Source organism: Corynebacterium ureicelerivorans, assembly GCF_000747315.1.
In the GTDB taxonomy this organism is placed as follows: Bacteria; Actinomycetota; Actinomycetes; order Mycobacteriales; family Mycobacteriaceae; genus Corynebacterium; species Corynebacterium mucifaciens.
The window spans coordinates 696829-718720 of the sequence record NZ_CP009215.1 but is presented as its reverse complement, the minus strand read 5'-3'; the positions used below and the strand labels follow the sequence as shown (position 1 = coordinate 718720).

The window sequence follows — 21892 nt, the reverse complement described above, 5'->3', positions numbered from 1 at the left end:
CCTGAGGGTTAGCTCGCCGGCCCGTTAGTGCGGGCGGGCGCCGAGCAGCTGCCACGCGCGGCGCACGGCGCCACCCCTGTCGGCCACCCAGGTCCACACAAGCGCCACCAGGCTCAGCAGCGGAATGACCACCCCGGCCGCCGCAAACTGGCCCATCCCCAGCACTGCGTCGCGCACCGCGAAGCCCACGGTGAACGTGAACATCGTGCCCACGATCAGCAGCACGCCGGGGATCTGCTGCGGCCGCCACGCGGTGAAGCCCAGTGCCAGCGCCACGCCGAAGCGCACCGAGGCGGTGGAGGCCACAACCGGTTCTTCGCCGCCGGAGAGAATCAAGCGCACAGCCCATAGCACCCAGACCACGGCCATCACCCCAAGCAGCAAACGGCCAACCGCGATGCCAAGCTCTCGGCGGCGGGCAAAGCTGCGCCACTCGTCGTCAACGCCCGCGAGGATGACCGCGGATAGGTCCTGCGGCGGCGCCATCGTCCCTTCTCCCCCACCGCCCAGTTCGCGCGACAGCGCCAGCGAGCGGTCCAAAAACGCCCGGCACTGCGCGCACCCGGAAAGGTGTGCGTCCACAACAGCATCGTCCAGGCCAGAGGGCTCACCGTCGATGCGGGCGGACAGCGCCGCCTGGACATCCTCGTGACTAATCACCGGTAAGCACCCCGTCTAGGCTGGCGCGGCCGGTGCCGAAGACGGTGATGATAAACAGCGCGGCGGCGAGCACGAGCGGGTACTCAATCCCACCGTTTTCGATAAAAAACCCGTTGCCTAGGTGCACAAAGTAGCCGGCCGCCAGGACGAGGAGCACCAGCAGCGACGCGGTGATGGTGGTGAGAAGCCCCACCGCCAAAAACGCTCCCCCGATGAGCTCGACGGTGCCGGTGAGGTACGCAGACAGCTGCGGCTGCGGCACGCCGAGGCCGGCGAATTGGCGGCCGGTTTCGGCCATCCCGACATCAAACCAGTGGTTGAAGCCGTGGGCCACGAACACCGCGCCCAGCACGAGCCGGAGCACGAGCAGCGCAAAGTCTCGGACGGCGGGCCTATTCATGCCGATTAGCGTACCCGTGGAACCGCACAGGGTAGAACTGAGTCCAATACCTATGACTGAACCAGACACCACACCAGAATCCGGCTGGCCCGTCGTCGGCGATGACGGCCTCGCCCGCCCGCCCTGGGCCGCCCACGATCCCCTGCTGCGCGAGTATTACGACACCGAGTGGGGCATGCCCGTCACGGACGAGCACGGCATGTTCGAACGCGTCTGCCTCGAAGGGTTCCAGGTGGGCCTGTCCTGGCGGCTCATCTTGCAAAAGCGCGATGCGCTGCGCGACGCGTTTCACGGTTTCGAGCCCGAGGCCGTCGCGAGTATGAGTATCGAGCATTTGCTTGACGACGCTTCCTTGATACGCAACCGTCGCAAACTGGAAGCGGCGGTGATAAACGCCCAAGCGACGCTCGCGTTGCGGGACGAGGGCACGCACCTCGGCGAGTTTGTGTGGTCCTACCAGCCCTCGCAGACGCCGTGCCCGCGCACAATGGAAGAGGTGCCCACCCGCTCCCCGGAATCCGAACAGCTTGCGAAAGACCTGAAAAAACGCGGGTTCACCTTTGTGGGGCCGGTGACCATGTATGCACTGATGGAGTCCACCGGGATTGTGGACACCAACCTTGTCGGCACGTGGCGCCGCGGGGCGTCCGGGGTGTGGGCGTAAGCGGCTAGTCCTCGTCCATGTCGGCGAATGCTTCTTCGACGGAGTCGTGCTCCTCGCGCGAGGCCTCCCACACCTCCTTTGCGGCGGAGAGGTTGATCACCGCGATGATCGCGCCGACGACGATGTCGAACCAGGCGGTCTCCCACACGAACGTGAGCAGGCCCGCGGCGATAATCAGCATGTTGGCCAGAGCGTCGTTGCGTGCTGCGAGCCACGCGCCCGTGGCCAGCGACGAGCCCTCGTCTCGCAGCTGCATGAGCAGGACCGCGCAGATCACGTTCACCACCAGCGCGCCAAGAGCGATGCCTGTCAGGCCTTGCGGCGACGGCGCCACCGGGTTCATGATCTTGGCCACCACGGTGACAATTGCGGCGATAGCCGGGATGAGGATGAGCGCCGCCAGCACGCTTCCCGCAGTGCGGCGCCGAGCCGCCGGCCACGCGACGGCGAAGAACACCAACAGGTTGATGGCGGTGTCCTCGAGAAAGTCCGCGGAATCCGCGAACAAGGATGCCGACCCGATGGCCAGCGCGCCGAAAAATTCGACGAAAAAGTAGGCCAGGTTCAACAGCGCCACAATCAACACTGCACGACGGATCTTTTGCGCCCCCAACGAGTTAGCCACCGGGCTGCTCCTTTCGCTGCTTTTCTGAATGCTGACAACGGGAAGGCAGCTTAGCCCATGCATACACCGGCGCGGGGCCCGGACTGTAAAATCCGGACCCCGCGTGGACCAGTGGAGCTAAGGGGAATCGAACCCCTGACCTTCGCATTGCGAACGCGACGCTCTACCAACTGAGCTATAGCCCCTCGGCTGACTCAGTACGTTACTCCTCACCCGCCCACGAGCTAAATCGCCAGGGTGAGCGGGTATTTCGCATCCCGCTAGCTGGCGCGGGCGCCGTAGCTGGGGAAGTTGCCGTACCCGTCATCGGTGTCGTTGTGCGTCGAGGCGAAGCGGGCGGACGGCAGGGTGTCAAAATCGGGGCTTTCGTCGTCGAGATTCAGCACAACGGACCCTGCGCGCTGGTGCCTGTCGCGCGGGTGCGCTTCGGCAGTGGCTACTCCCATGCGTGCGCGGCGCAGTTGGCGCAGCCGGCGCTCTTTCAACGCGCGTTCCTTGAGCACGACCTTGCGCAGCGCGATCATGAACCACGCCGTGAGGCCGACGGCCACCGCGGGCAGGACCCACGTCCAGCCGCCCGCCACGAACGCGATGACGAAGGTGATCACGCAGGCGATGGTGAGCCCGAGCAAGGTGCGCTGACGGCGCTGGAAACGGGTGGCTGCAGTGTTGCGCTCGCGCTCCGGGTCGTAACCGCCCCGGCCGCGTCGCGAGGCAGCGAAGGCGATGTCCTCCTCGGAAACGTCGCCGGAGTCGACCTGTTCGGCGGTATCGGCTGCGGCTTCCTGCTCGTCCGGTGCGTTGTCGTCGCCGTTGACCTCTTCCTGCTCTGGCTCAGCGGTCTGGGCATCTGCGTAGCCGTAATCTTCGGGTGCGGTGAACGACTCGTCCAGCTCGTAACGGTCGGCGTCCGTTTCAGCGCTCTCGGCCTGCTCGTCCGTACCGCCGTCCTCCGCGGCGTGGTCCTTCGCGCCCTCCGCAGCGAGGACCTTGACGGAGGTGGAGCCTCCGGTCTCGCTGGCGGCGACCTTCGTGGAGCCGCCGGCGGTCGCGGGGGCGTGTTCAGGCTCAGCTTCGCGTTCGTCGTCCGCGTCATGCTCGACCACTTCGCCTTCCACGTGCGCTGGCTGGGCAGCGTTGTCGCCCGCGGGGCGGCGGAAGATGGAGCGCAGGGCCGGAGCGTCGTCGATAAGCACGTCCTCTTCCGCGTCGGTGGCCTCCACCACCTCGTAGTCGTTCTCCTCGCTGTGGCGGTGGATGTCGGCCGCGGTGAGCTTGGGGCGGCGGCGCTCCGTCATCGGCGCGGTGCCGCCCTCGTGCAGCACCCGCGTCTCCTCGTAGCCTTCGCCGGAGCGGCGGATCGGCTTGTTGTTGCCGATCATCAACGGAGCAAGGACGATGATCCAGACGACGAGGATCAAAATGATCATTAAGCTCGGGCTGCCCATCGGCACTGCCACCTTTCCGCGTACGTTGCACCCTAAGTCAGGTGTCCACGGTATCGGGCGGCGCCCGCAGCCCCGGGGTGGCGCGCCGTGAGGGGCGGGGCTTTTTCGCCGGTTAGCCCGCGCGGCCGGCTTGACGCAGTCGCTGCACCGCGCTGGAGGCGAAGTCGTCGGCGTTCAGCGCGACGAGGTGGTGGTCGCGCCACTGCCCGTCGATGTGCAGGTTGCGGTGCAGATAGCCTTCCTCGCGGAAACCGTTGTGCTCGAGGACCGTGCCCGACGCCGGGTTGTCGGGCAGGTAGGTGGCGGTCAGGCGGTGCAACCCGACGCGTGCAAAGGCGTGGTCTACGCCGAGCGCGCACGCGAGTGTGGCCACCCCGCGGCCCATGAACGGCGAGTGCACCCAGTAGCCGATCCAGCATTCCGAGACGATCCCGTGCTGGATATTGCCCAGGGTGACCTGCCCCGCGAAGGCGCCGTCGACCTCGATGACCAGCGGCACCGCAGTACCCTGATTGGCCAACCGTTTCAGGTTCAGCCAGGTGTTGCGCCACGCGGCCCGCGAGTGCGCGTCCTCCCAGGTGCCGTCCACCGTGGGTTCGACCGGCTGCAGCCATTGCTTATCGACGACCCGCGTCCCCGACCACTCCACCCCGTCGCGGGATGTCAGAGGCCGGAGGCGGACGGAACCGCCGTCGAGAAGCGTGGCGTAGGGCGTGGACTCAGGCCAACCTGGGGTGGGTTGGCGGAACAACTCGAACACGGGCGGGGGCCTAGCTGCGCTGGTGGAGAAACTCCACATCCACAATGTCGCCGGGGCGAACGTGGATCGCGTCCTCCGGGAGGTGGACCATGGCGTTGGCCTCCGCGAACCCCGCCAAGAGATGGGTGGGCCCGGCCTCAAGGGCGGACAGGGGCTCGACCAGGTACTCTCCGCTGTCCGCGTCGCGCATGAGCCGCGCGCGGATGAAGCCGCGGCGACCGGGGATGGAATCCAGCTCGCGCAGGGAGCGGGCTTTCACCGTGCGGCGGGTCACCGCCGTCTTGCCCAGGGAGCGACGGATGGCCGGGCGGATAAACGTCTCCGCGATGACGAGCGCGCTCACCGGGTTCGACGGCAGCAGGAACGTCGGCGTCCGCTCGTCGCCCAGCAGCCCGAATCCCTGGACCGATCCCGGGTGCATGGCCACGCGGGTGGTATCCACCTCGCCCAGCTCCCGCAGGATCTCCTGCATGGGCGCCGCCCCCGAGCCGCCGACGGCGCCGGTGATGACCACGAACTCACTTTTAGCGATGTGGCCGGCAACGGTTTCGCGCATACGACGCGGCTCGGCGTTCACGATGCCCGCACGGTGCACGTCCGCGCCTGCCTCTCTGGCCGCAGCCGCGACAACGTAGGAGGCGATGTCGAAGACCTGCCCCAGCCCGGGTGTGCGGTCTAAGTCCACCAGCTCGAGCCCGTAGCTCATCACCGTCACGCGCGGGCGCGGATAGACCAGCAGCTTGTCGCGCCCCGCGGCAGCGGCAAGCCCGATCTGCGCAGGCCCCAGCACCGAGCCTTGGCGCACAGCGATGTCGCCGGGCTGGATGTCGTCGCCGGGTTTGCGCACGAAGTCGCCGGTGCGCACCGGGCGCTGCGGGGTAACGCGCTTGCGGCCGCGGTCGGTCCACTCAAGCGGAAGCACCGCGTCGGCCAGCGTGGGCAGCGGCGCCCCGGTGGCCACGCGAACCGCCTGACGGGGCTGCAGGCGCAGCGGTTTCTGGGAGCCCGCGGGCACCTCGCCCACGACGGGCAGGGCACGCTCACGCGCCACGGGCGGATCGGCGGGGGCTTCGGAGCCGGCACCTTCTGCGCCCTCTTCGCCTTCTGGGCCTTCTGGGCCTTCTGGGCCTTCTTTGGCGGCATCGCGGCGCTCCGGACGGCGCAACCCGGCCGAGCCGCCCACGTCCACAGCGCGGACCGCGAAGCCGTCCACCGCCGCCTGCGGGAAACCCGGCACCTGGGTCGTCGAGGTGACTTCCTCCGCGCACATCAGCCCCAGGGCATCCGTCAGCGCGACCCGGATCGGCTCGGGCGCGACAGCCGCGTCCACGACAGCCGCGAGCTGGTCTTCTACGCTGCGCATTGCCTGTGCCCCTTTCGTTCGCTGTTACGCGTTGGTTTCTGCCTAGTTCTGGGCCTAGTTCTGGGCCTAGTGCTGGGCCTGGTTCTGGGCCTGGTTGGAACCCTTGTCCACAACCTCCGGGTGCTCCGCCTCGAACTCGGCAACGATCTTCTTCACCGCGGTGTAGAGCGCCGGGCCGTATTTTTCGTCCCGCAGCCCGAAGTCCACGTTTGCGGGGATGTACCCGCCCGGGTTGCCCAGGTCGTGGCGCTTGCCCTCGTGCACCACCACGTGCACCGGGTGGCCCTCAGAAATCATCAGCTCAATCGCGTCCGTGAGCTGCAATTCGCCGCCCTTGCCCGGCTCGATGCGGCGCAACGCGTCGAAAATGCCGCGGTCCAGCAAGTACCGGCCGGTGGCCACCAGCGTCGACGGGGCATCTTCCACGGCGGGCTTTTCCACCATGCCGCGCACCCGCTTCACCTCAACGCCGTCGATGTCAGCGTCCGCGTCCTCCACGTCGAACACGCCGTAGTTGTACACCTCGTCGCGGGTGACGTTGAACGCGCAGAGCACCGACCCACCGAGCGCCTCGCGCACGGCGACCATCTTCTCCATCACACCCGCCGGCAGCACCAAATCATCCGGCAGCATGACTGCGACGACATCCTCGTCGTCGTCGAGCGCTTCCTCAGCGCACCCGACAGCGTGGCCCAGCCCCAGCGGCTTGTCCTGCGTGACTGCCACCGCATCGATCAGCCCGTAGGCCCGAGCCACCTTCTCCGCCTGCGTGTCTTTGCCGCGGGCAACCATCAACTCCTGCAGCTCGGAGAACTCCCCGAAGTGCCGCATGATCTCTTCCTTGTTCGGCGCAACCACCACGGCAAGGCGTTGCGCCCCCAAGGCTGCAGCCTCCTCAGCGATGAGTTCGATGCCCGGTGTATCCACCACCGGCAGAAGCTCCTTGGGCACCGTCTTCGTCGCCGGCAAGAATCGCGTCCCCATACCAGCCGCAGGCACCACAACGGTCTTCACCGAAGCGTTCGAAGCCTGCGCGGGGAGGTCAGTAGAATTCGCCATAAACGGAAACTTTACAGCCCCCGCCCGCGCCATCTGGGCTGCGACGCCAACAAGCCTGCTGGCCCAGGCGACCCAACCACGACGAGGAGCGCACGAAGCACATTGGATGCCACCACACACCGCCACAAGGCCGCGATGCGCACCGCCCACCTCGCCGGGCGGCGGGCCCTGCGCTCCGATCCCGACAGGAAGCGCGCGCTCGACGACGGCATCGCGGCTGCAACACTTGCCTGCATCGACGCCTTCGGCGCACGCGGGACCAACATCGCCGCGTACAGCCCGCTGTCGAGCGAGCCCGCCCCCGTAGATATTCCCGCCCGGCTCGCCGACGTGGCACGCGCAGTGTTCTTACCCATCTCGCTGCCGGACGGCGTGCTGGCCTGGGCGCAGGCAGGCAGCGACAACTCCCCGGGCGCATTGGGCATTGCGGAGCCACGCGGCCCGCGGTTTACCTCGGCGGTGCTGCGGTCCTGCGGGCTGGTGGTGGCCCCGGCGTTAGCCGTCGATAGGCAGGGCATGCGCCTGGGCAAAGGCGCCGGATACTATGACCGCGCCCTGACGGGGTTGGACGCGCCGGTGGCGGCGGTGGTCTACGACTGGGAAGTGGTGGACGCGGTGCCCCACAACGCATTCGACCAAGCCGTGGACGCGGTGATCACCCCGCAAGGATTCTTCCGCATCTAGGGAACCGCGGGGGGCAAATCCGCGTCCTATGCCCATGCAGATTTCCGCGCGCATGGAGCAGCTGCGCACCCCTGGATACCGCCGCTCGGTGCTCATCCGCAGGGCCGCGGCCGTGATCCTTGTTGTCGCCGCGGTCGCGCAGGTGCTTGTCGACGCCTCACGGTCCGACCCACCCACGCTCACCTTCGCCCGCGACATTGCGCCGGGCACGGTGCTGACAGCAGAGGACGTGGAGATGCGGCGTCTCCCGGCCGAGGCGGTACCCGACACCGCGCTGGGCGAGGTGGCGCTGGCAGAGGGACAGATGCTCGCAGCCGCTGCCGCCCGTGGTGAGGTAGTGACCTCCGCGCGCCTGGTTGGGCCCGACCTCGCGGCGCTGCTCACGGCGGACGAGCCTGACGGGGAGACGTTTTCTATGGTGCCGGTGCCCGTGGCGGAGCCGGACATCGTGCCCATGCTGCATCATGGTGCGCGCGTCGACGTGGTTGGGCAGGGTCCGCGGGTGGTTGCGTCAGGTGGAAGGGTGGTCACAACCGGGGAGGGCGACGCGGTGCTGGTGTTATTGAGACAAGACCAAGCGGCCGCGGTTGCGGCGGCCTCACTGTCGGAGCCGCTGACGCTCGTATTGAGCAACCGTCCATGAACGGATACTGTTTCCGTCATGCTGCAGGGCTTTAAAGACTTCATTATGCGCGGCAACGTCATCGAGCTTGCCGTCGGCGTGGTCATCGGCGCGGCGTTCACCGCCGTCGTCACCGCGTTCTCCGACTCCATCATCAACCCGCTGCTCGCTGCCCTCGGCGGCGTGGACTACTCCGGCCTCGGCCTCGGCTTCCACGTCCGCGAAGGAAACGATGCCACCTTCGTCAACTTCGGCGCGTTGCTCACGGCCATCATCAACTTCCTACTCATCGCGGCCGTGATCTACTTCCTGCTGGTCGCTCCGATGAACAAGCTCGACGAGGCAACGAAGCGCCGCAAGGGCATCGACCCGGAAGAGCAGGCACCCACTGACACCGAGCTGCTCACCGAGATCCGGGATCTACTCGCCGCGCAGCAGCAGAACCGCCCGGAAAAGCCCCTGCAGTAACGCAGCCCCGCTCCCACTAATCCCCGTAGTGCGGCGGCCGCTCCGCCTCGTAAAAATCGCGGCCAGTCAACCCTGGCTCTTCGTCGTCTAGGAGCACTTCCCGCTCGGCGTCGGAGGCCGGGTTTTCCTCTGCCCTACGCTGCGGGGCGACATCCGCCGACCTGTCGTAATCCACGTCTGCGGTGCGCACCGCCCGCCGTCGCTGCCTGGCCATTTGTATGCTCCCAGCGCTAGACGGAGTACTGGTTGAGCTCGTTGATTAGGTGGCTGACCAGCGGAGCGGCGGTGGACACGCCGTCGCGAATGGCCTGCCGGCTCGACGCGAGGTTCACCACCACCGTGGAGCCGGAGACACCGCACACGCCGCGGGAGGTGCACGCGTCGACGGCCCCGCACGCCTGGCCTGAGGCACGGATAGCCTGGCTCACGCCCGGCACAACTTTGTCGATGACTGCGCGGGTGGCCTCCGGCGTCTTATCGCGGGGGCCTACACCGGTGCCGCCGAGGGTGAGCACGAGGTCGACGCCGCCGACCACACCGGTCTCGATCGCCTTTCTGATCTCCGACTTCTTCGACTTCACGCGGACGACGCCGTCGACCTGGAATCCGACCTCGCGCAGCAGCTCCACCACCATTTCGTCGGTGTTGTCTCCGGGCGCGTCGTAGCGGCGGTCGCCCACCAGCACGACGATCGCGCACGGAGAGGCCGGGGAGTCGACCTCCAGCTCGGACGCGCGCAGCGTGGCGTCGTCCGGCTCGGTGGTGTCAAACGAGTCAAACAATTCCGGCATCGTGGTCAGACTCCCTCTGTGCAAGCGTGGCGGATAGAACAGGTAAGAAGTTACTCGGAACTTAAGGTCACCTCTACCGGAATCGGTTGCGAGTCCTCGCCGCGCTGCACCTGCAGGGTGACGGTCTCCCCGAAGTCTTTCGACCGGGTGGCTGCGATCAGCGCATCTGCAGAGTCGATGGGGCGATCGTTCAGGCGGGTAATAACGTCGCCCGGCTGCAGCCCGGCTTGGTCTCCGGGGCTGCCCGGCTCCACCCCCGCGACAACGGCGCCGCCGCCGATGCTCTGCCCCACGCTGACCCGCACACCGAGCATCGGCTGGGTCGCTTCGCCGCCCTCGATGAGCTGATCCGCAACGCGCTTGGCAAAGTTGGACGGAATCGCGAACCCGAGGCCGATCGATCCGCCCTGGCCCGTCGAGCCGAAGCCTCCGGAAGACAGTGAGGCGATCGCGGAGTTCATGCCCACCAGCTTCCCGTTCATGTCCACCAGGGGTCCGCCGGAGTTGCCGGGGTTGATGGCGGCGTCGGTCTGGATGCCGTCCATCAGGGAGCTTTCCCCGCCGCCCTGCGAGGCGCGGACCGGGCGGTTGAGGGCCGAGACGATGCCGCTGGTCACCGTCGCTGAAAGCCCCAATGGGGAGCCCACCGCAACGACTTCTTGTCCCACGCGCAGGTCGTCGGAGTTACCGAACTGCATGACGGGAAGGTCATCCACACCGTCAATCTTGATCACGCCGACATCAGTGTTGACGTCGGAGGCGATAAATTGCGCGCTGTGGCGGGTGCCGTCGTTCAGCGACACCTGAATCTCGGACCCTTGCTCCTCCGCGCCCGCGATGACGTGGTGGTTCGTCAGCACATAGCCGTCTGCAGAGATGATGGAGCCTGACCCCTCAGCGGTACCGCGCGGGGTGGCCACCTCAATGGAGACGACGGCGGGCAGCACGGTAGCCGCCACCTGCTCCACGGAGCCGGCGGGCGCCTCAGACGGGTCCGCAACCGTCGGGTTGCGCAGCTCGCCTTCCGACGCCTCCCCGTCTCCCGCCCCGGAATCAGACGCGACGCTGGTGGGCGATGCCGTACCCTCGTTGTTCGACTGGGCGGAGCCCGCGAAGTACCCCGCCCCGCCGCCAGCCACCAGGGCGGTCACCAAGGCGATGGCAAAGGGCCCGCCGAGGCGTGCTTTACTCTGCGGCTCGCTTCCCCGCTGCCCCGACGGGTCCGGCTGCACCTGGTACACGCTGCTGGGGCCATCATGCGCCGGGAAGGCGGACGTCTCCCCCAAGTAGTTCTGGTCACTCATGAAGGGAAATTATGCCCGCCCACCCTGCAGGCGCCCTTGAGGCCATGCGCTGCCAAACGTAACGTTTTCTGTACGGTTGCTGTATGCCCTGGCCGTCGCCGACGCAGAAAAACCGGCACCCTGCGCGGGGTACCGGTTTGTTCGTGCGGGCGTGATCGGCCCGGAGCGCTTAGAACTGCTCGACGTCGATCAGGCCAGCCTGAGCGGCCTTGACCAAGCGGCGCGGAATACGCACTTCCTGGCCGTCGACCTTGACGGTCTGCAGGTCCGCGTTGTCCGCCTTCCACTGGGAACGGCGCATGCGCGTGTTCGCGCGGGACTTCCTGAACTTCGGTGTTGCCATGGTGAGTCTCCTTTATCCCCTCTAGTTGGCCTTCTTCTTGCGGCGGGCCATGCCACCGAAACGCTGGTTGAACTTCTCCACGCGGCCGGCGGTGTCCATAAGACGCTGCGCGCCCGTCCAGAACGGGTGGGACTCAGCTGTGACATCAACCACGACGAGCGGGTACTCGTTACCGTCTTCCCACTGCTCGGTGCGTGCGGAGGTCAGGGTGGAGCGGGTCAGGAACTTGTGGCCTGTGTTCGCGTCCTGGAAAATCACCGGGTGGTAATCCGGGTGAATGTCTTTCCTCATATGATTCGTCTCCCTCAGGATTGAACTACGGGTCGGTTCTCCGTGCTCTCGTCGCGCGACGCGAAGCAAAGCGCGGAGATCGTGCCCGAGTTGGGTGCGAAATGGTCGTTTCATCCGGCGGTCGCCGAATAACCTGCAGTATCTTACAGTTCACTTGCGCGTTGACCTAATTGCGCGCCCGCTTCTCGACGAACCTCCGGTCCCTACACCCATGCCCCACAGCCACGTTTTTGCGCCCCTTGCCGCTGTAGCGGTCTTCGCGGGCCTCGCCGCCGTCGACACATCGGCGGCGGCCACCCTCGTCGCGCGCCTGCTCCCCGTGCTGACGTTCGCCGCCAGCATGTCCGCTGCAGTCAACCTGGCGGCCCGAGTGGACCTATTTGCATGGTTGACCGCACAGCTCGAGCGCGCAACCGCGAGCCGCGAGGTTGCCTTCGCGGGCCTTCTACTCCTGTCAATCGCGTCTACAGTGTTCTTTTCTCTGGACACGACCGCAATCATGGTCACCCCGCTGGCAATCCAGCTCGCTGCTCGGTACCGGTTGCCGGAGACTGCCGCCGCACTCGCGGTGGTCTGGATCGCCAACCTGGCCTCTCTGCCACTGCCGGTCTCTAACCTGACCAACCTGCTCGCACTCAGCGGAGGCATCTTCAGCTCGAACCACGACTACATGCGTGCCGCCGCAGCTCCAGCCGCGGCCGCAATCCTGGTTGCGGTGGTGGCCGCCTACCTTGCGCGCTGGAGGCACCGTCACACCGCGCCCACCGATGCAGATAACGCACCGCAGATCCATCGTCCGACGGGGGCAGCCGCAGTGCTCGGCTGCACCGTTGTTGCCCTGCTCACCCCGGTCCCGTACTGGCTCACTGGCGTTGTAGCCGCCGTGGCGATGTGGTTTGCCGTGGGGCCAGCCGGACGCGGCGAGGGTGCATCCTCGCTCATCCCGTGGCCCGCGCTGCGCCTGGCAGCTACGCTCTCGGCCGCAGCCACCCTGACGCTGCAACTCGGAGGCACCGCGGCACTGACGGGCACGCTCGCCGGTACGCACCCCGGGGTCGTCGCGGCCGCGGGTGCGGTGACCGCCAACGCAGTGAACAACATCCCGGCGTACCTCTTACTAGAGCCCGCGGCCGTGGATGCGGCGAGCGCCATGGCTCTCCTTGTCGGGGTAAACGCCGGGTCGGTGGTGACCCCGTGGGCGTCGCTAGCCACGCTCCTCTGGGCCGACCAGCTGCGCCGCACCGGCGCCGACGTGCCGTGGGGCCGGTTTGTTGCGTGGGGTGCGGTCCTCGCACCCGTGGCCGTCGCGACCGTCACGCTGCTGGCGTCCCTGTAGGCGGATTTGCGCGGAGCACGGGCGTTGTCAAACGATGCTGCGATTAGGAGATACAGGCCTGAGACGGTAGGCTTGTCACTCGCTGTTGTCGAAGTACACGTATACGCCTGCGTCAACCGATTGCACTCGCGCCGGCTGCGGACCCTCAATCCGCTTCTCACCTGGCGCTTTACCTCACATCGCGATCGTGTCGTGGGCGGCAAGAAGAGTAAGGAAGCTAACCCATGTCGGCACATTGCCAGGTTACGGGACGTAAGCCGTCGTTCGGCAAGACTGTCTCGCACTCGCACCGCCGCCACTCTCGCCGTTGGAACCCCAACGTGCAGAAGCGTCGGTTCTACCTGCCCTCCGAGGGCCGTACCATTACCCTGAACGTCTCCGCTAAGGGCCTCAAGGTCATCGACCGCGACGGTATCGAGTCCGTCGTTGCCCAGATCCGCGCGCGAGGTGAGAAGATCTAATGGCACGTAACGATATCCGCCCGATCATCAAGCTCAAGTCCACTGCGGGCACCGGTTTCACCTACGTGACCCGTAAGAACAAGCGCAACAACCCGGACCGCATCACGTTGAAGAAGTACGACCCGGTTGTGCGCAAGCACGTCGAATTCCGCGAGGAGCGATAATCCATGGCGAAGAAGTCCAAGATCGCTAAGAACGAGCAGCGCAAAGAGATCGTCGCCCGCTACGCGGAGCGCCGCAACGAGCTCAAGGCCATCATCAAGAACCCGGAGACCTCCGACGAGGACCGTCTTGACGCCCAGTTCGAGCTCAACCGCCAGCCGCGCGACGCCTCCCCGGTGCGCGTGCGCAACCGTGACTCGCGTGACGGCCGTCCCCGCGGCTACCTCCGCAAGTTCGGTGTTTCCCGTGTCCGTATGCGCGAGATGGCTCACCGCGGTGAGCTGCCTGGCGTCCGTAAGTCTTCGTGGTAAGGAGGACTCACAATATGAAGCGCAACAATTCGCGTAAGCCGCGCATTGAGCAGTCCCGTCGCCCGAAGAAGAACCCGCTGAAGGCGAAGGGCATCGAGTCGGTCGACTACAAGGATGTTGAGACCCTGCGTCTGTTCATCTCCGACCGCCACAAGATCCGCTCCCGTCGCGTCACGGGCCTGACCCCGCAGCAGCAGCGCCAGGTCGCTACCGCTGTGAAGAACGCGCGCGAGATGGCTCTTCTGCCGTTCACCACCCGCTAATAAGCCGGTTGACGATGACAGCGTAGAGTCTTCGGCTCTTAAGAAGCGCCCGCACTCCCCTCACCGGAGGGTCGAGAGCGGGCGCTTCTCGTCTATAGTGATGCGTCTGGGACGCACCAGAAGCGAGCAACAACGGAAGGACGCGCGGTTATGGCAAAACCGGTTGGACGGCCCCGCAAACAGAGCCCCCGCCGGCGAGGCGCCACCGCGCGGGACGAGATCCTTGACGCCGCCTCAGAGCTATTCACCCGGAAGGGTTTTGCCACCACATCCACGCACGACATCGCGGACGCGGTGGGGATGCGGCAGGCCTCGCTCTACTACCACTTCCCCTCCAAACGAGACATCTTCCTCACGCTGCTGATGGGCACGCTGCAGCCAGCGCTGGATCTCGCCTCCGACCTCGCGAAGACGAACGAAACCGCGACAGTGAGATTGTGGGCGCTCGTCGCCGCCGAATCGCGCATTCTGCTCTCGTCCAACTGGAACATCGGCAGGCTCTACCAGCTGCCGGTATTGGTTTCGGAGGAGTTCGCCGAGTACCACGAAGCCCGGCAGGAGCTCGAGGCGATTTTCCACGACTTGGCCGCGCAGATCGTCGGCGAGGACGACCCGCGCCTAGACCTCCCGTTCCACATGACCCTTGCCGCCATTGAGATGCGCGACAACACCGGCACCGCGCCCTACCCGCTTGTCGACGACGCTCTGCCCGAACCCGCCGTCACCCTCGCCGACGCCGTGCTGGACGTGCTCCACACAGACCTGCCCGAGCACCGCACTGAGCGGATGCTGGAGCTGGTTGCGCTTGTCTCGCGCGAGGAGGGCTAGTTAGGGCTGGCAGCGCGCCGCCGGCAAAGCCGGGGACGCCTCCGCGAGACGCGTAGCGGCCGCTGTCAGCATGGCCTGCCCCGTCTGATAGGTGCCGTCGGCGGGAATCGCTGTCAACGCCGCCGGCGACCACACTCCATCGCCCCGGGGAATAAGCCCGAGCTGCCGAACGTGGTATCTCCCGGCCGTATCCGGCCCCCACCCACCTTTGAACAACGCCCCCACAGCGCCAAGCCCGTAGCGTTGGGAGGCTTCCACTTGCCCCATGTAACCCAATGCAGGGCCCGATCCGTCCGCACATGGGAGGGAATCAGCCAACACCGCCTCGTCGGCCGCGCTGAGCAGCGTCTGCCCGAACGTGCTGAACTCGGGGCGCAGATCCACCATATTCACTTGGGCCGGCACTCCGGCCTTGGAGAGCACCGAGTCGACCGCATCGGGCCCGACAGCGTCAAAGAGGCGCCCAGCCGCTTCGTTATCGGACACCGTGATCGCGGCGCGAACGTCGCTCTCCAGCCCGGGCTGTGTACGCGTAGCCGCGACGGCGATGGGCACCTTCATCGTGGACCATGCGGGGGTGGGATCAGCGAACCCAGCTGTCACCGGGCCTCGCTCCCCCATTGTCGCCACGCCGAGCTCGCCGTCGAACGCGGCCGTGATGTCGGCCACCGTGGCGTCGAGAAGCGCTTGCGCGTCGCGCGCGGTAACCATTGGTTCAGGGCTGGGTCCTTTGGGCGTAAGCGGCACAGAGGCAGGAGTCTCGGCCACGAACGACGTCGAGGTAACCACTACAGTGTCCTGTTCGCCCCCGCCTGAGCACCCGGCAAGCACGGAGCACGCGATCCCGAGCGCGCCCGTTAGTCGGCGGGCCTTTACCAAATGCGCACCCGGGCGTTGTTTCCGCCGGAGCAATACACGACTTCGTCACCGGAGCACGACATGCGGTAGGTCAGCTTGGTTTCTGGGCTATACGCGCTCACCGTGACCTCCGTCGTGCCCGTGCGGCCGTACGCGTCCTGGAACGCCGCGAACACGTTGGGAGCGAAACTCGCGGTGGTCACACTGGTATCTGGCGCGTAACGGGAATACGTGCGCTTTTTCGCCGCCGGTTCAGGCGCGGGCGCCGCAGGCTCCGGTGATTGGGCACTCGAGCTTGGAAGGGTGTGCGTCTCCACGACCGTGCTGGTCACCGGCTCGCTGGTGCGCGTAAACGCCCCGGAGCCTCCCAGAAACGCGAGCACGCCAACGAGCGCGGCGAGCAGGAGTGCAACGAGCACGAGCAACCACGTATTCGGCCCGCCTCGCTTTTCCGGTTGCTGGTAGCTGGCCGGGTACTGCTGGCCGTAGGGTGGCCGCGGGTACTGCTGACCGTACGGCTGCTGCTGGTACTGCTGCTGCGGCACGGCGCCAAACTGCTGCGTGGCCTCGTCGTTTGGACCCGCCGAATGCGGCTGGTCGGGTGTCCACTTGGTGGAGCCTTGATCCGTCATGCCCGCGCCTCCCATACGGCCCCCGCACGGCGCCGTTGACAATCACTGCTTTGGTCTGTGAGAAGCCTAGCAGCGCGCTGTAGGCAAGTCGCCGCGCATTGCGGCAAGTCCGTCCGCGAGCTCGTCGAGCATGCGGAAGCTGCCTTCGTACCCCTTCGTGTTGCGGGCAGTGATCGCCACGGCGATGTCGCCGTTCGGCCCTGGGATGAGACCGAACTGACGGGCCAGGTGCCCACCCTGGTAGGTGTACCACCCGCCCTTGAAGCGGGCACCGTCGATGCGCCCCAGCCCCCAGTGCTGGTAGTCCACGATGCGCCCCATCATGTCCAACACCGGCTCGTGGCCGGGCACGCAGCGCAAGCCGGAAGCGAAGTCGGCCTGGTCGCTGGTGGTCCACAACGTGCTCATTCTGGCCGAAACCGGGGTCGACGTCCGTGAACCTGCTTCCTGGATCACGCGTTCGTACCCAGCGGCAGGCACGCGGGCAAACATGCGGTGCGCAGCCGGGTTGTCGGAGCGCGTCACAGCGATCTCCGCATCGGGGTACATGGACTGATCCTGCCGCAACGCCGCGATGGAAAGCGGCACCTTCATGGTGGAAAACGCCGGCACCGGGCTGTTGTCGCCCGCGGTGAAGCCGCCGACGGACACCGCCGCGCGCCCACCATGGCGCGCCACCACATCCGCCACAAGACGGTCCAGCTGCGCTTGAATCTCCGCGGCGGATGCCGCGTGATGCTGACCCGGCGCAGTCAACGGCAGCGGCAGGCGCACCGCGTCACGCACCTGCGGCGGCAACTGGTTGTACGCCTGCACGAAGGGCTGGCCAACCACCGGGATCTGGTCGATCGCGGTGTAATTCGGCACGGAGGACGTAGGTAGCGCGAGGCCCGCGGTGAGGGCCAGCGCAGCGATCTTGGAGGGCACGATACTGTCTTTCTAGTGGGCGAAGTGACGGGTACCGGTGAAATACATCGTCACACCCGCTTCCTCGGCGGCGGCGATGACTTCTTCGTCACGGATGGACCCGCCGGGCTGGACCACGGCCTTCACACCGGAATCCGCGAGCAGCTGGAAGCCGTCGGCGAAGGGGAAGAACGCGTCGGAGGCCGCGACCGCGCCATTGGTGCGGTTGTGGCCCTCGTCGAGGGTGTTCGCGCGGTCGACGGCGAGTTTCGCAGAATCAACTCGGTTGACCTGGCCCATGCCGATGCCTACCGACGCCCCGTCGGCCGCAATCAAAATGGCGTTCGACTTCACGCATCGCACGGCCCGCCACGCGAACTCGAGGTCCGCCAGCGTCTGCGCGTCGGCGGGCTCGCCAGCCGCGAGGGTCCAGTTCGCCGCGGAATCGCCTTCCGCCTGGAAGCTGTCGCGCTCCTGGACGAGCCAGCCGCCTGCGATCTGCTTGCGCTCTTCCGTCTGCTGCTTGGGCTCGACCTGAAGGATGCGCAGATTCTTCTTTGTTTGCAGCAGCTCCAGCGCGTCCGCAGCGTAGGACGGCGCCACCACGACCTCGGTGAAGATCGGCTTGATCTGCTCAGCCAATTCCAGCGTGACCTCGCGGTTGCAGGCGATCACCCCGCCGTAGGCGGAGACCGGGTCGCACGCGTGTGCCTTCTTGTGCGCGTCCGCAATGGAGGTATCGGACACCGCCACGCCGCACGGGTTTACGTGCTTGATAATGGCCACGCACGCGCGCTCGTGGACCCAGGCGGCGCGCCACGCTGCGTCGGCATCCTGGTAGTTGTTGTAGCTCATTTCCTTGCCGCCGAGCTGCTGCGCGGCCGCGAGGCCCCAGCCTTCGCCTTCGAGGTGCGCAGCCTGGTGCGGGTTCTCGCCGTAGCGCAGCGACGTCGTGTCCGTGCCGGAAACGGGGTTGTCTGCCCCCAGCTGCGAGGCGAGCCAGGTAGACACCGCGGTGTCGTACCGCGCGGTGTGCGAAAAGGCTTCGAGCGCGAGATGCTTACGCTGCTCGAGCGTAAAGCCGCCGTTGTTGACGGCTTCCACAACGTCGCCATACTGCTGCGGGGAGGTCACAACTGCCACGGACGGGTGGTTCTTCGCCGCGGCGCGGACCATCGAGGGGCCGCCGATGTCGATCTGCTCGACGCACTCGTCATAGTTCGCGCCGGAAGCGACGGTCTCCTCGAACGGGTAGAGGTTGACCACCACCAACTGGAACGGCTCGATCCCCAGCTCCTCCAGCTGGGTGACGTGGCTGTCCTTGCGCAGGTCTGCCAGGATGCCGGAGTGCACGCGCGGATGGAGCGTCTTCACGCGGCCGTCGAGGACCTCCGGGAACCCTGTCAGCTCCGCCACCTCGGTCACGGCAACGCCAGCCTCAGCGATGCGCTTGGCGGTGGAGCCGGTGGAGACGATTTCCACGCCTGCCTCGCCCAGCGCACGGGCCAGATCCTCCAACCCGGTCTTGTCGTACACACTGATGAGGGCGCGCTTGATGTCTCGCTTCGCCTCAGTTGACATTGAACACAGCCTTTCCGTTGACGATGTCGGCGTTGTGCAGCAGCTCCACAATTTGCTCCCGCTCGGCCTTCTTAATGCGCTCGTGCAGCTCCGCCTCAGTGTCCCCCGCATCCACCTCGACCGGTCGCTGGGCAATAATTCGCCCGCTGTCCAACCCGGCGTCCACGTAGTGCACGGTGCACCCGGTCACCTTCACCCCGTGCGCCAGCGCGTCTTTCACCGCATGAGCGCCCGGGAAGGAGGGCAGCAATGATGGGTGGGTGTTGATGGTGCGCCCCTCAAACGGCTCCAAGAACGCCAGCCCGAGGATGCGCATGAAGCCCGCGGAAACGACGATGTCCGGCTCGGCCGCGGCCACCGCCGCGGCGAGTTTGGCGTTCCACTCGTCGCGGTTGGCCTCCATTGGCACCACAGCTGTGCGGATTCCGGCGTCTTCCGCACGCTGGATTCCGGGGCACATCTGGTCCGCCACTACCAGCTCAACCCGGTAACCCGTCCCTTGGGCGTCGAGAATCGCTTGTAGCAACGTGCCAGTACCCGAAACGAGGACAGCCACCGATTTTGCAGAGTCACTCACAGCAAACAGTCTAACTACCGCTGCGCGCGGTCGCGCGTTGCCTCGCTAAGGCCACCCCGCGCACGAGCGCGCCCGTCAGCGCCACCCACACAAACAGCAGCGACGCCAGCGCAAACGGCTCCGCGCCCACAAGGCCGTACGCCCCGGCATCGCCCGATGCGAAGACACCGATGAGCGCGCCGAAGAGCGCGACCCACGTTGCGGCTGCAGCGACATCCTCGAGACGCAGAGGCTTTGCGACGAAGGCCAGCGCAAGCACCGTCACCGGTACGACCAGCACCACTGGTGCCCACTGCGGCATGGTTGCCGGGATCGCGGCAAAGAGCGGCAGTGGCGGGTACGGCACGTTCGAGGCGGCGAAGACGCTCACATCCGCTCCCCCATATTTGAAACTGCCTCCGAGCATGAGGGCTAGCTGGGCTATGACCGCATTTGGCAGATACAGCACGCTGAGTAGCAGCAGCGCGACCGTGCCGCCGGCTCCGAGCTGAGGATACTGCGCGAGCAGGTCACTGACCCGGTCGTAGCCCAGCGCAAGAGCGACCACGTACACAACACCCGCTGCGACGAACAGGCGCGTACTCAGGCGAGCCGCACTCGCCGCGGCGTCAACCGCCTCCACCGGCACCCCGCAGCGCTTTGCCAGCGCGCGCCACACCACGCGGCGCACGCCGAGGACGAAGCCGACGAGATGCACAAGCACCGGGCACATAAGCGCGAGCGCCACCGGTGGCATTTCTACCGCGTACACGTGGGAGGCGTCGAAGACCATAAACAACGCGACGATGCTCAAGACCAGTGGTGCCCCCAGCACGAGGCCGAGCAGTGCCAGCAGATCCAAAACGCTGACGCGCCCCGCGGTCGCCTTTCGTACCTGGGCCGCAACCACGGCCACCACGCCAATGACGGGCAATAAGGGCATCGCCGACAACGTGACGCCGTCGATGCGAAGCGGCACACCATGGAGCGCCAGCCAGGCCTCACCCACCGCACCTGGGAGATACGTGAGGCTCCAGCCGCCGACCAGAATCACCGCGAAACACACTGCAATAACACCGAGCACGATCGCGAGATTCGGCACGAGCGCCTTCGGCGCGTAGTGGCGCAGCCGTTCCTGTGTAGTGGCGGGCGCCGCGTCTGGCTGCGCCGTGCGCTTGATGCCGGTGATCTTGCGGGTCGATCCGCCCTTACGGCTCTGGCGGCGGGCTTCCGGCTGACGGGGCCTTTGGCTGGGTGTAGTGCTCATCGTGCCTTACTCTGCCACCCTGTCTTTCCGGCCTTGCACAGTGACACCCGAGCCTCAGTTCACGCCGCCGTGACGTGTAACGCTTCGCGGCCAGCCAGCGATGTACAAGAACTTTCAGTTTCTATCTTGCTCCGGTGAAACCGATTCGTTACAGTAACCTCTCGTAGATAACAGGAAGGTCACATTCCACCTGTGAGCAGCAGAAGAAAGTGACCAACGCAAGATCTCGAAGAGGGCACATGTTCAACTCCACAAAGCAGGGTGGCAAGCACCGCAAGCAATCCGCCAACAAAGGGCGCGTTGCCGTTGTCGCGGCAGCCACCGGTGCCGTTTCCACCGCTGGTTTTTCTGGTCTCGTCGCCGGTGCCATCACCAGCAACCAAAGCGATGATCAGGATGTGAACATCGAGCTCGCGGCTGATACCGACGAGCTGCAGACGAGCGGCACCACCGAAAATGCCGCGTCCGCGGAAGCAGCTCCGCAGATCTTGGCCATCGCCGAGTACAAGCCGGTAGAGAACCTTTCCGAGCAGCTGGACAAGGCCGTCCACCACTCCGAGGAGGTCGCCCGCCTGGACGAGGCCGCACGCGCGCCACTGTTTACCAAACCCGCGGATGGCGCCTTCACCTCGGGGTTCGGCATCCGCTGGGGCACGTCGCACAACGGTGTCGACATCGCGAACGCCCTGGGCACCCCGATCCACGCCGTCGCCGGCGGCACCGTGATTGACTCCGGCCCGGCGCAGGGGTACGGCAACTGGATCCGCATCCGCCACGAGGACGGCGCGATCACCGTTTACGGCCACATGCAGTCCCTCTACGTCTCTGTCGGCGACGTTGTGCAGCCCGGCCAGATCATCGCCGGCATGGGCAGCGAGGGCTTCTCCACCGGCTCGCACCTCCACTTCGAAATCTGGCCCGACGGCGTAACTCCGATCGACCCGGCCCCGTGGCTGGCGGCCCACGGTATTACCTTGTAAGCCGAGGCGACGCCCTCTCACGCGTGGGGCCGTCCGCACCACCACCGGTGCGGGCGGCCCCACGCGCCGTTTCGTCATGTCGCGGGGGGTAACCGCGTCACCCCCTCAGAAACACCATTGACAACATTTTTCACTCCAGCAACACACGTTGTGAGCTGTATGGACGCTGGAATTTCTCCAACTTTTCGAACAAACGTGCACGTCACAGCGTTGCGACAGGGGCTTTCAACCGTTAGATTCGACGCCTGTGTGCGTGGCCGAGACCGCGC

The 21892-nt window shown here is 66.3% G+C and carries 29 protein-coding genes and 1 tRNA gene; 11 read left to right on the top strand and 19 right to left on the bottom strand.

The genetic code is table 11. The annotated features are described in order from the left end of the window. Positions 1-24: 24 nt before the first annotated feature. Together CUREI_RS03690 and CUREI_RS03685 are read right to left on the bottom strand one after the other, a co-directional pair. On the bottom strand, positions 25-660 hold the full coding sequence (locus CUREI_RS03690; protein WP_038610555.1) for a zf-HC2 domain-containing protein: 636 nt from the start codon (positions 658-660) through the stop codon (positions 25-27). Then, complete coding sequence (locus tag CUREI_RS03685; protein ID WP_038610540.1) at positions 653-1060, bottom strand: DoxX family protein; 408 nt, start codon at positions 1058-1060, stop codon at positions 653-655. The genes CUREI_RS03690 and CUREI_RS03685 overlap by 8 nt, the downstream gene beginning before the upstream one ends. 52 nt (positions 1061-1112) lie before the next feature. On the opposite strand from CUREI_RS03685, the gene CUREI_RS03680 reads away from it, so the two are divergent. Further along, positions 1113-1724, top strand: coding sequence for a DNA-3-methyladenine glycosylase I (locus CUREI_RS03680; RefSeq protein ID WP_038610537.1), 612 nt, complete (start codon positions 1113-1115; stop codon positions 1722-1724). Between the two features lie 4 nt (positions 1725-1728). Here the strand turns inward: CUREI_RS03680 and CUREI_RS03675 are convergent, their stop codons facing one another. The 6 genes from CUREI_RS03675 to CUREI_RS03650 all read right to left on the bottom strand — a co-directional run bounded on the left by CUREI_RS03675 (position 1729) and on the right by CUREI_RS03650 (position 6979). Further along, on the bottom strand, positions 1729-2349 hold the full coding sequence (locus CUREI_RS03675) for a cation transporter (RefSeq protein ID WP_236627255.1): 621 nt from the start codon (positions 2347-2349) through the stop codon (positions 1729-1731). A gap of 112 nt (positions 2350-2461) precedes the next feature. Then, positions 2462-2534, bottom strand: a tRNA-Ala gene (locus CUREI_RS03670). Positions 2535-2609: 75 nt separating this feature from the next. Beyond that, positions 2610-3779, bottom strand: coding sequence for a divisome protein SepX/GlpR (sepX, locus tag CUREI_RS03665; RefSeq protein WP_038610534.1), 1170 nt, complete (start codon positions 3777-3779; stop codon positions 2610-2612). 130 nt (positions 3780-3909) lie between these two features. Continuing rightward, positions 3910-4557, bottom strand: a complete 648-nt coding sequence (locus CUREI_RS03660) for a GNAT family N-acetyltransferase (RefSeq protein WP_038610531.1) — start codon at positions 4555-4557, stop codon at positions 3910-3912. A 10-nt stretch (positions 4558-4567) separates the two neighbouring features. Beyond that, positions 4568-5920, bottom strand: coding sequence for a molybdotransferase-like divisome protein Glp (gene glp, locus CUREI_RS03655; protein ID WP_038610528.1), 1353 nt, complete (start codon positions 5918-5920; stop codon positions 4568-4570). Positions 5921-5986: 66 nt separating this feature from the next. Next, positions 5987-6979, bottom strand: a complete 993-nt coding sequence (locus tag CUREI_RS03650; protein ID WP_051952185.1) for a UTP--glucose-1-phosphate uridylyltransferase — start codon at positions 6977-6979, stop codon at positions 5987-5989. Positions 6980-7081: 102 nt separating this feature from the next. Here CUREI_RS03650 and CUREI_RS03645 point away from each other — a divergent pair, with 102 nt between their 5' ends. The 3 genes from CUREI_RS03645 to mscL are packed head-to-tail and all read left to right on the top strand — an operon-like array spanning position 7082 to position 8753. Beyond that, positions 7082-7663: a 5-formyltetrahydrofolate cyclo-ligase gene (locus CUREI_RS03645; RefSeq protein WP_051952184.1), complete on the top strand. Its 582-nt coding sequence runs from the start codon at positions 7082-7084 to the stop codon at positions 7661-7663. 34 nt (positions 7664-7697) lie between these two features. After that, entirely contained in the window at positions 7698-8306 is a 609-nt protein-coding gene (locus tag CUREI_RS03640; RefSeq protein WP_051952384.1) for an SAF domain-containing protein, read from the top strand. An 18-nt stretch (positions 8307-8324) separates the two neighbouring features. Beyond that, entirely contained in the window at positions 8325-8753 is a 429-nt protein-coding gene (mscL, locus tag CUREI_RS03635; RefSeq protein ID WP_038610521.1) for a large conductance mechanosensitive channel protein MscL, read from the top strand. 16 nt (positions 8754-8769) lie between these two features. Here the strand turns inward: mscL and CUREI_RS03630 are convergent, their stop codons facing one another. From CUREI_RS03630 to CUREI_RS03610, 5 genes are all read right to left on the bottom strand, one after another. After that, on the bottom strand, positions 8770-8967 hold the full coding sequence (locus CUREI_RS03630; RefSeq protein ID WP_038610499.1) for a hypothetical protein: 198 nt from the start codon (positions 8965-8967) through the stop codon (positions 8770-8772). A 16-nt stretch (positions 8968-8983) separates the two neighbouring features. Further along, positions 8984-9544 carry a MogA/MoaB family molybdenum cofactor biosynthesis protein gene (locus CUREI_RS03625; RefSeq protein WP_051952183.1) on the bottom strand — a complete coding sequence of 187 codons (561 nt, stop codon included), beginning with the start codon at positions 9542-9544 and terminating at the stop codon, positions 8984-8986. 50 nt (positions 9545-9594) lie between these two features. Further along, positions 9595-10848 (bottom strand): S1C family serine protease, encoded by a 1254-nt coding sequence (locus CUREI_RS03620; protein ID WP_084768147.1) that lies wholly within the window; start codon positions 10846-10848, stop codon positions 9595-9597. Positions 10849-11017: 169 nt separating this feature from the next. Then, complete coding sequence (gene rpmF, locus CUREI_RS03615) at positions 11018-11191, bottom strand: 50S ribosomal protein L32 (protein ID WP_038610496.1); 174 nt, start codon at positions 11189-11191, stop codon at positions 11018-11020. Positions 11192-11212: 21 nt separating this feature from the next. After that, positions 11213-11482, bottom strand: a complete 270-nt coding sequence (locus CUREI_RS03610; RefSeq protein WP_034999480.1) for a type B 50S ribosomal protein L31 — start codon at positions 11480-11482, stop codon at positions 11213-11215. 154 nt (positions 11483-11636) lie between these two features. Here CUREI_RS03610 and CUREI_RS03605 point away from each other — a divergent pair, with 154 nt between their 5' ends. The 6 genes from CUREI_RS03605 (at position 11637) to CUREI_RS03580 (ending at position 14843) form a co-directional block, all read left to right on the top strand. Continuing rightward, on the top strand, positions 11637-12818 hold the full coding sequence (locus tag CUREI_RS03605; protein WP_158407449.1) for an SLC13 family permease: 1182 nt from the start codon (positions 11637-11639) through the stop codon (positions 12816-12818). Between the two features lie 224 nt (positions 12819-13042). Continuing rightward, the gene (gene rpmB, locus CUREI_RS03600; protein WP_038610488.1) at positions 13043-13279 is read left to right on the top strand and encodes a 50S ribosomal protein L28; all 237 of its coding nucleotides are present in this window, start codon (positions 13043-13045) and stop codon (positions 13277-13279) included. After that, positions 13279-13443: a 50S ribosomal protein L33 gene (gene rpmG, locus CUREI_RS03595; protein ID WP_006841072.1), complete on the top strand. Its 165-nt coding sequence runs from the start codon at positions 13279-13281 to the stop codon at positions 13441-13443. Before rpmB ends, rpmG begins: the two co-directional genes overlap by 1 nt. A 3-nt stretch (positions 13444-13446) precedes the next feature. Further along, entirely contained in the window at positions 13447-13752 is a 306-nt protein-coding gene (rpsN, locus tag CUREI_RS03590) for a 30S ribosomal protein S14 (protein WP_034999472.1), read from the top strand. Positions 13753-13766: 14 nt separating this feature from the next. Next, positions 13767-14015 (top strand): 30S ribosomal protein S18, encoded by a 249-nt coding sequence (gene rpsR / locus CUREI_RS03585; RefSeq protein WP_034999470.1) that lies wholly within the window; start codon positions 13767-13769, stop codon positions 14013-14015. A 150-nt stretch (positions 14016-14165) separates the two neighbouring features. Further along, complete coding sequence (locus CUREI_RS03580; RefSeq protein ID WP_038610483.1) at positions 14166-14843, top strand: TetR/AcrR family transcriptional regulator; 678 nt, start codon at positions 14166-14168, stop codon at positions 14841-14843. Here the strand turns inward: CUREI_RS03580 and CUREI_RS03575 are convergent, their stop codons facing one another. The 6 genes from CUREI_RS03575 to CUREI_RS03550 all read right to left on the bottom strand — a co-directional run bounded on the left by CUREI_RS03575 (position 14844) and on the right by CUREI_RS03550 (position 20643). Further along, entirely contained in the window at positions 14844-15554 is a 711-nt protein-coding gene (locus tag CUREI_RS03575; RefSeq protein ID WP_051952182.1) for a serine hydrolase, read from the bottom strand. A gap of 161 nt (positions 15555-15715) precedes the next feature. Beyond that, positions 15716-16333, bottom strand: coding sequence for a hypothetical protein (locus tag CUREI_RS11565; protein ID WP_144242406.1), 618 nt, complete (start codon positions 16331-16333; stop codon positions 15716-15718). A 66-nt stretch (positions 16334-16399) separates the two neighbouring features. Next, positions 16400-17260 carry a serine hydrolase gene (locus CUREI_RS03565; protein ID WP_051952180.1) on the bottom strand — a complete coding sequence of 287 codons (861 nt, stop codon included), beginning with the start codon at positions 17258-17260 and terminating at the stop codon, positions 16400-16402. Positions 17261-17272: 12 nt separating this feature from the next. Beyond that, positions 17273-18820, bottom strand: coding sequence for a bifunctional phosphoribosylaminoimidazolecarboxamide formyltransferase/IMP cyclohydrolase (gene purH / locus CUREI_RS03560; protein ID WP_038610477.1), 1548 nt, complete (start codon positions 18818-18820; stop codon positions 17273-17275). Then, a complete protein-coding gene (gene purN / locus CUREI_RS03555) occupies positions 18810-19397 on the bottom strand; it encodes a phosphoribosylglycinamide formyltransferase (protein WP_038610474.1) in 588 nt (195 codons plus the stop codon). Before purN ends, purH begins: the two co-directional genes overlap by 11 nt. Before the next feature lie 10 nt (positions 19398-19407). Beyond that, complete coding sequence (locus tag CUREI_RS03550) at positions 19408-20643, bottom strand: cell division protein PerM (protein ID WP_051952179.1); 1236 nt, start codon at positions 20641-20643, stop codon at positions 19408-19410. A gap of 239 nt (positions 20644-20882) precedes the next feature. Between CUREI_RS03550 and CUREI_RS03545 the strand changes: the two genes are divergently transcribed. Next, positions 20883-21623 carry a M23 family metallopeptidase gene (locus tag CUREI_RS03545; protein WP_038610471.1) on the top strand — a complete coding sequence of 247 codons (741 nt, stop codon included), beginning with the start codon at positions 20883-20885 and terminating at the stop codon, positions 21621-21623. Positions 21624-21892: the final 269 nt, after the last annotated feature.

Coding starts and splice junctions, on each gene's coding strand:
- CUREI_RS03685 (WP_038610540.1), bottom strand. CDS start 1,060: ATGAATAGGCCCGCCGTCCGAGACTTTGCGCTGCTCGTGCTCCGGCTC.
- CUREI_RS03680 (WP_038610537.1), top strand. CDS start 1,113: ATGACTGAACCAGACACCACACCAGAATCCGGCTGGCCCGTCGTCGGC.
- sepX (WP_038610534.1), bottom strand. CDS start 3,779: ATGATCATTTTGATCCTCGTCGTCTGGATCATCGTCCTTGCTCCGTTG.
- glp (WP_038610528.1), bottom strand. CDS start 5,920: ATGCGCAGCGTAGAAGACCAGCTCGCGGCTGTCGTGGACGCGGCTGTC.
- CUREI_RS03650 (WP_051952185.1), bottom strand. CDS start 6,979: ATGGCGAATTCTACTGACCTCCCCGCGCAGGCTTCGAACGCTTCGGTG.
- CUREI_RS03640 (WP_051952384.1), top strand. CDS start 7,698: ATGCAGATTTCCGCGCGCATGGAGCAGCTGCGCACCCCTGGATACCGC.
- mscL (WP_038610521.1), top strand. CDS start 8,325: ATGCTGCAGGGCTTTAAAGACTTCATTATGCGCGGCAACGTCATCGAG.
- CUREI_RS03630 (WP_038610499.1), bottom strand. CDS start 8,967: ATGGCCAGGCAGCGACGGCGGGCGGTGCGCACCGCAGACGTGGATTAC.
- CUREI_RS03625 (WP_051952183.1), bottom strand. CDS start 9,544: ATGCCGGAATTGTTTGACTCGTTTGACACCACCGAGCCGGACGACGCC.
- CUREI_RS03620 (WP_084768147.1), bottom strand. CDS start 10,848: ATGAGTGACCAGAACTACTTGGGGGAGACGTCCGCCTTCCCGGCGCAT.
- rpmF (WP_038610496.1), bottom strand. CDS start 11,191: ATGGCAACACCGAAGTTCAGGAAGTCCCGCGCGAACACGCGCATGCGC.
- CUREI_RS03610 (WP_034999480.1), bottom strand. CDS start 11,482: ATGAGGAAAGACATTCACCCGGATTACCACCCGGTGATTTTCCAGGAC.
- rpmB (WP_038610488.1), top strand. CDS start 13,043: ATGTCGGCACATTGCCAGGTTACGGGACGTAAGCCGTCGTTCGGCAAG.
- rpmG (WP_006841072.1), top strand. CDS start 13,279: ATGGCACGTAACGATATCCGCCCGATCATCAAGCTCAAGTCCACTGCG.
- rpsN (WP_034999472.1), top strand. CDS start 13,447: ATGGCGAAGAAGTCCAAGATCGCTAAGAACGAGCAGCGCAAAGAGATC.
- rpsR (WP_034999470.1), top strand. CDS start 13,767: ATGAAGCGCAACAATTCGCGTAAGCCGCGCATTGAGCAGTCCCGTCGC.
- CUREI_RS03580 (WP_038610483.1), top strand. CDS start 14,166: ATGGCAAAACCGGTTGGACGGCCCCGCAAACAGAGCCCCCGCCGGCGA.
- CUREI_RS03575 (WP_051952182.1), bottom strand. CDS start 15,554: ATGGTTACCGCGCGCGACGCGCAAGCGCTTCTCGACGCCACGGTGGCC.
- CUREI_RS11565 (WP_144242406.1), bottom strand. CDS start 16,333: ATGACGGATCAAGGCTCCACCAAGTGGACACCCGACCAGCCGCATTCG.
- purH (WP_038610477.1), bottom strand. CDS start 18,820: ATGTCAACTGAGGCGAAGCGAGACATCAAGCGCGCCCTCATCAGTGTG.
- CUREI_RS03550 (WP_051952179.1), bottom strand. CDS start 20,643: ATGAGCACTACACCCAGCCAAAGGCCCCGTCAGCCGGAAGCCCGCCGC.
- CUREI_RS03545 (WP_038610471.1), top strand. CDS start 20,883: ATGTTCAACTCCACAAAGCAGGGTGGCAAGCACCGCAAGCAATCCGCC.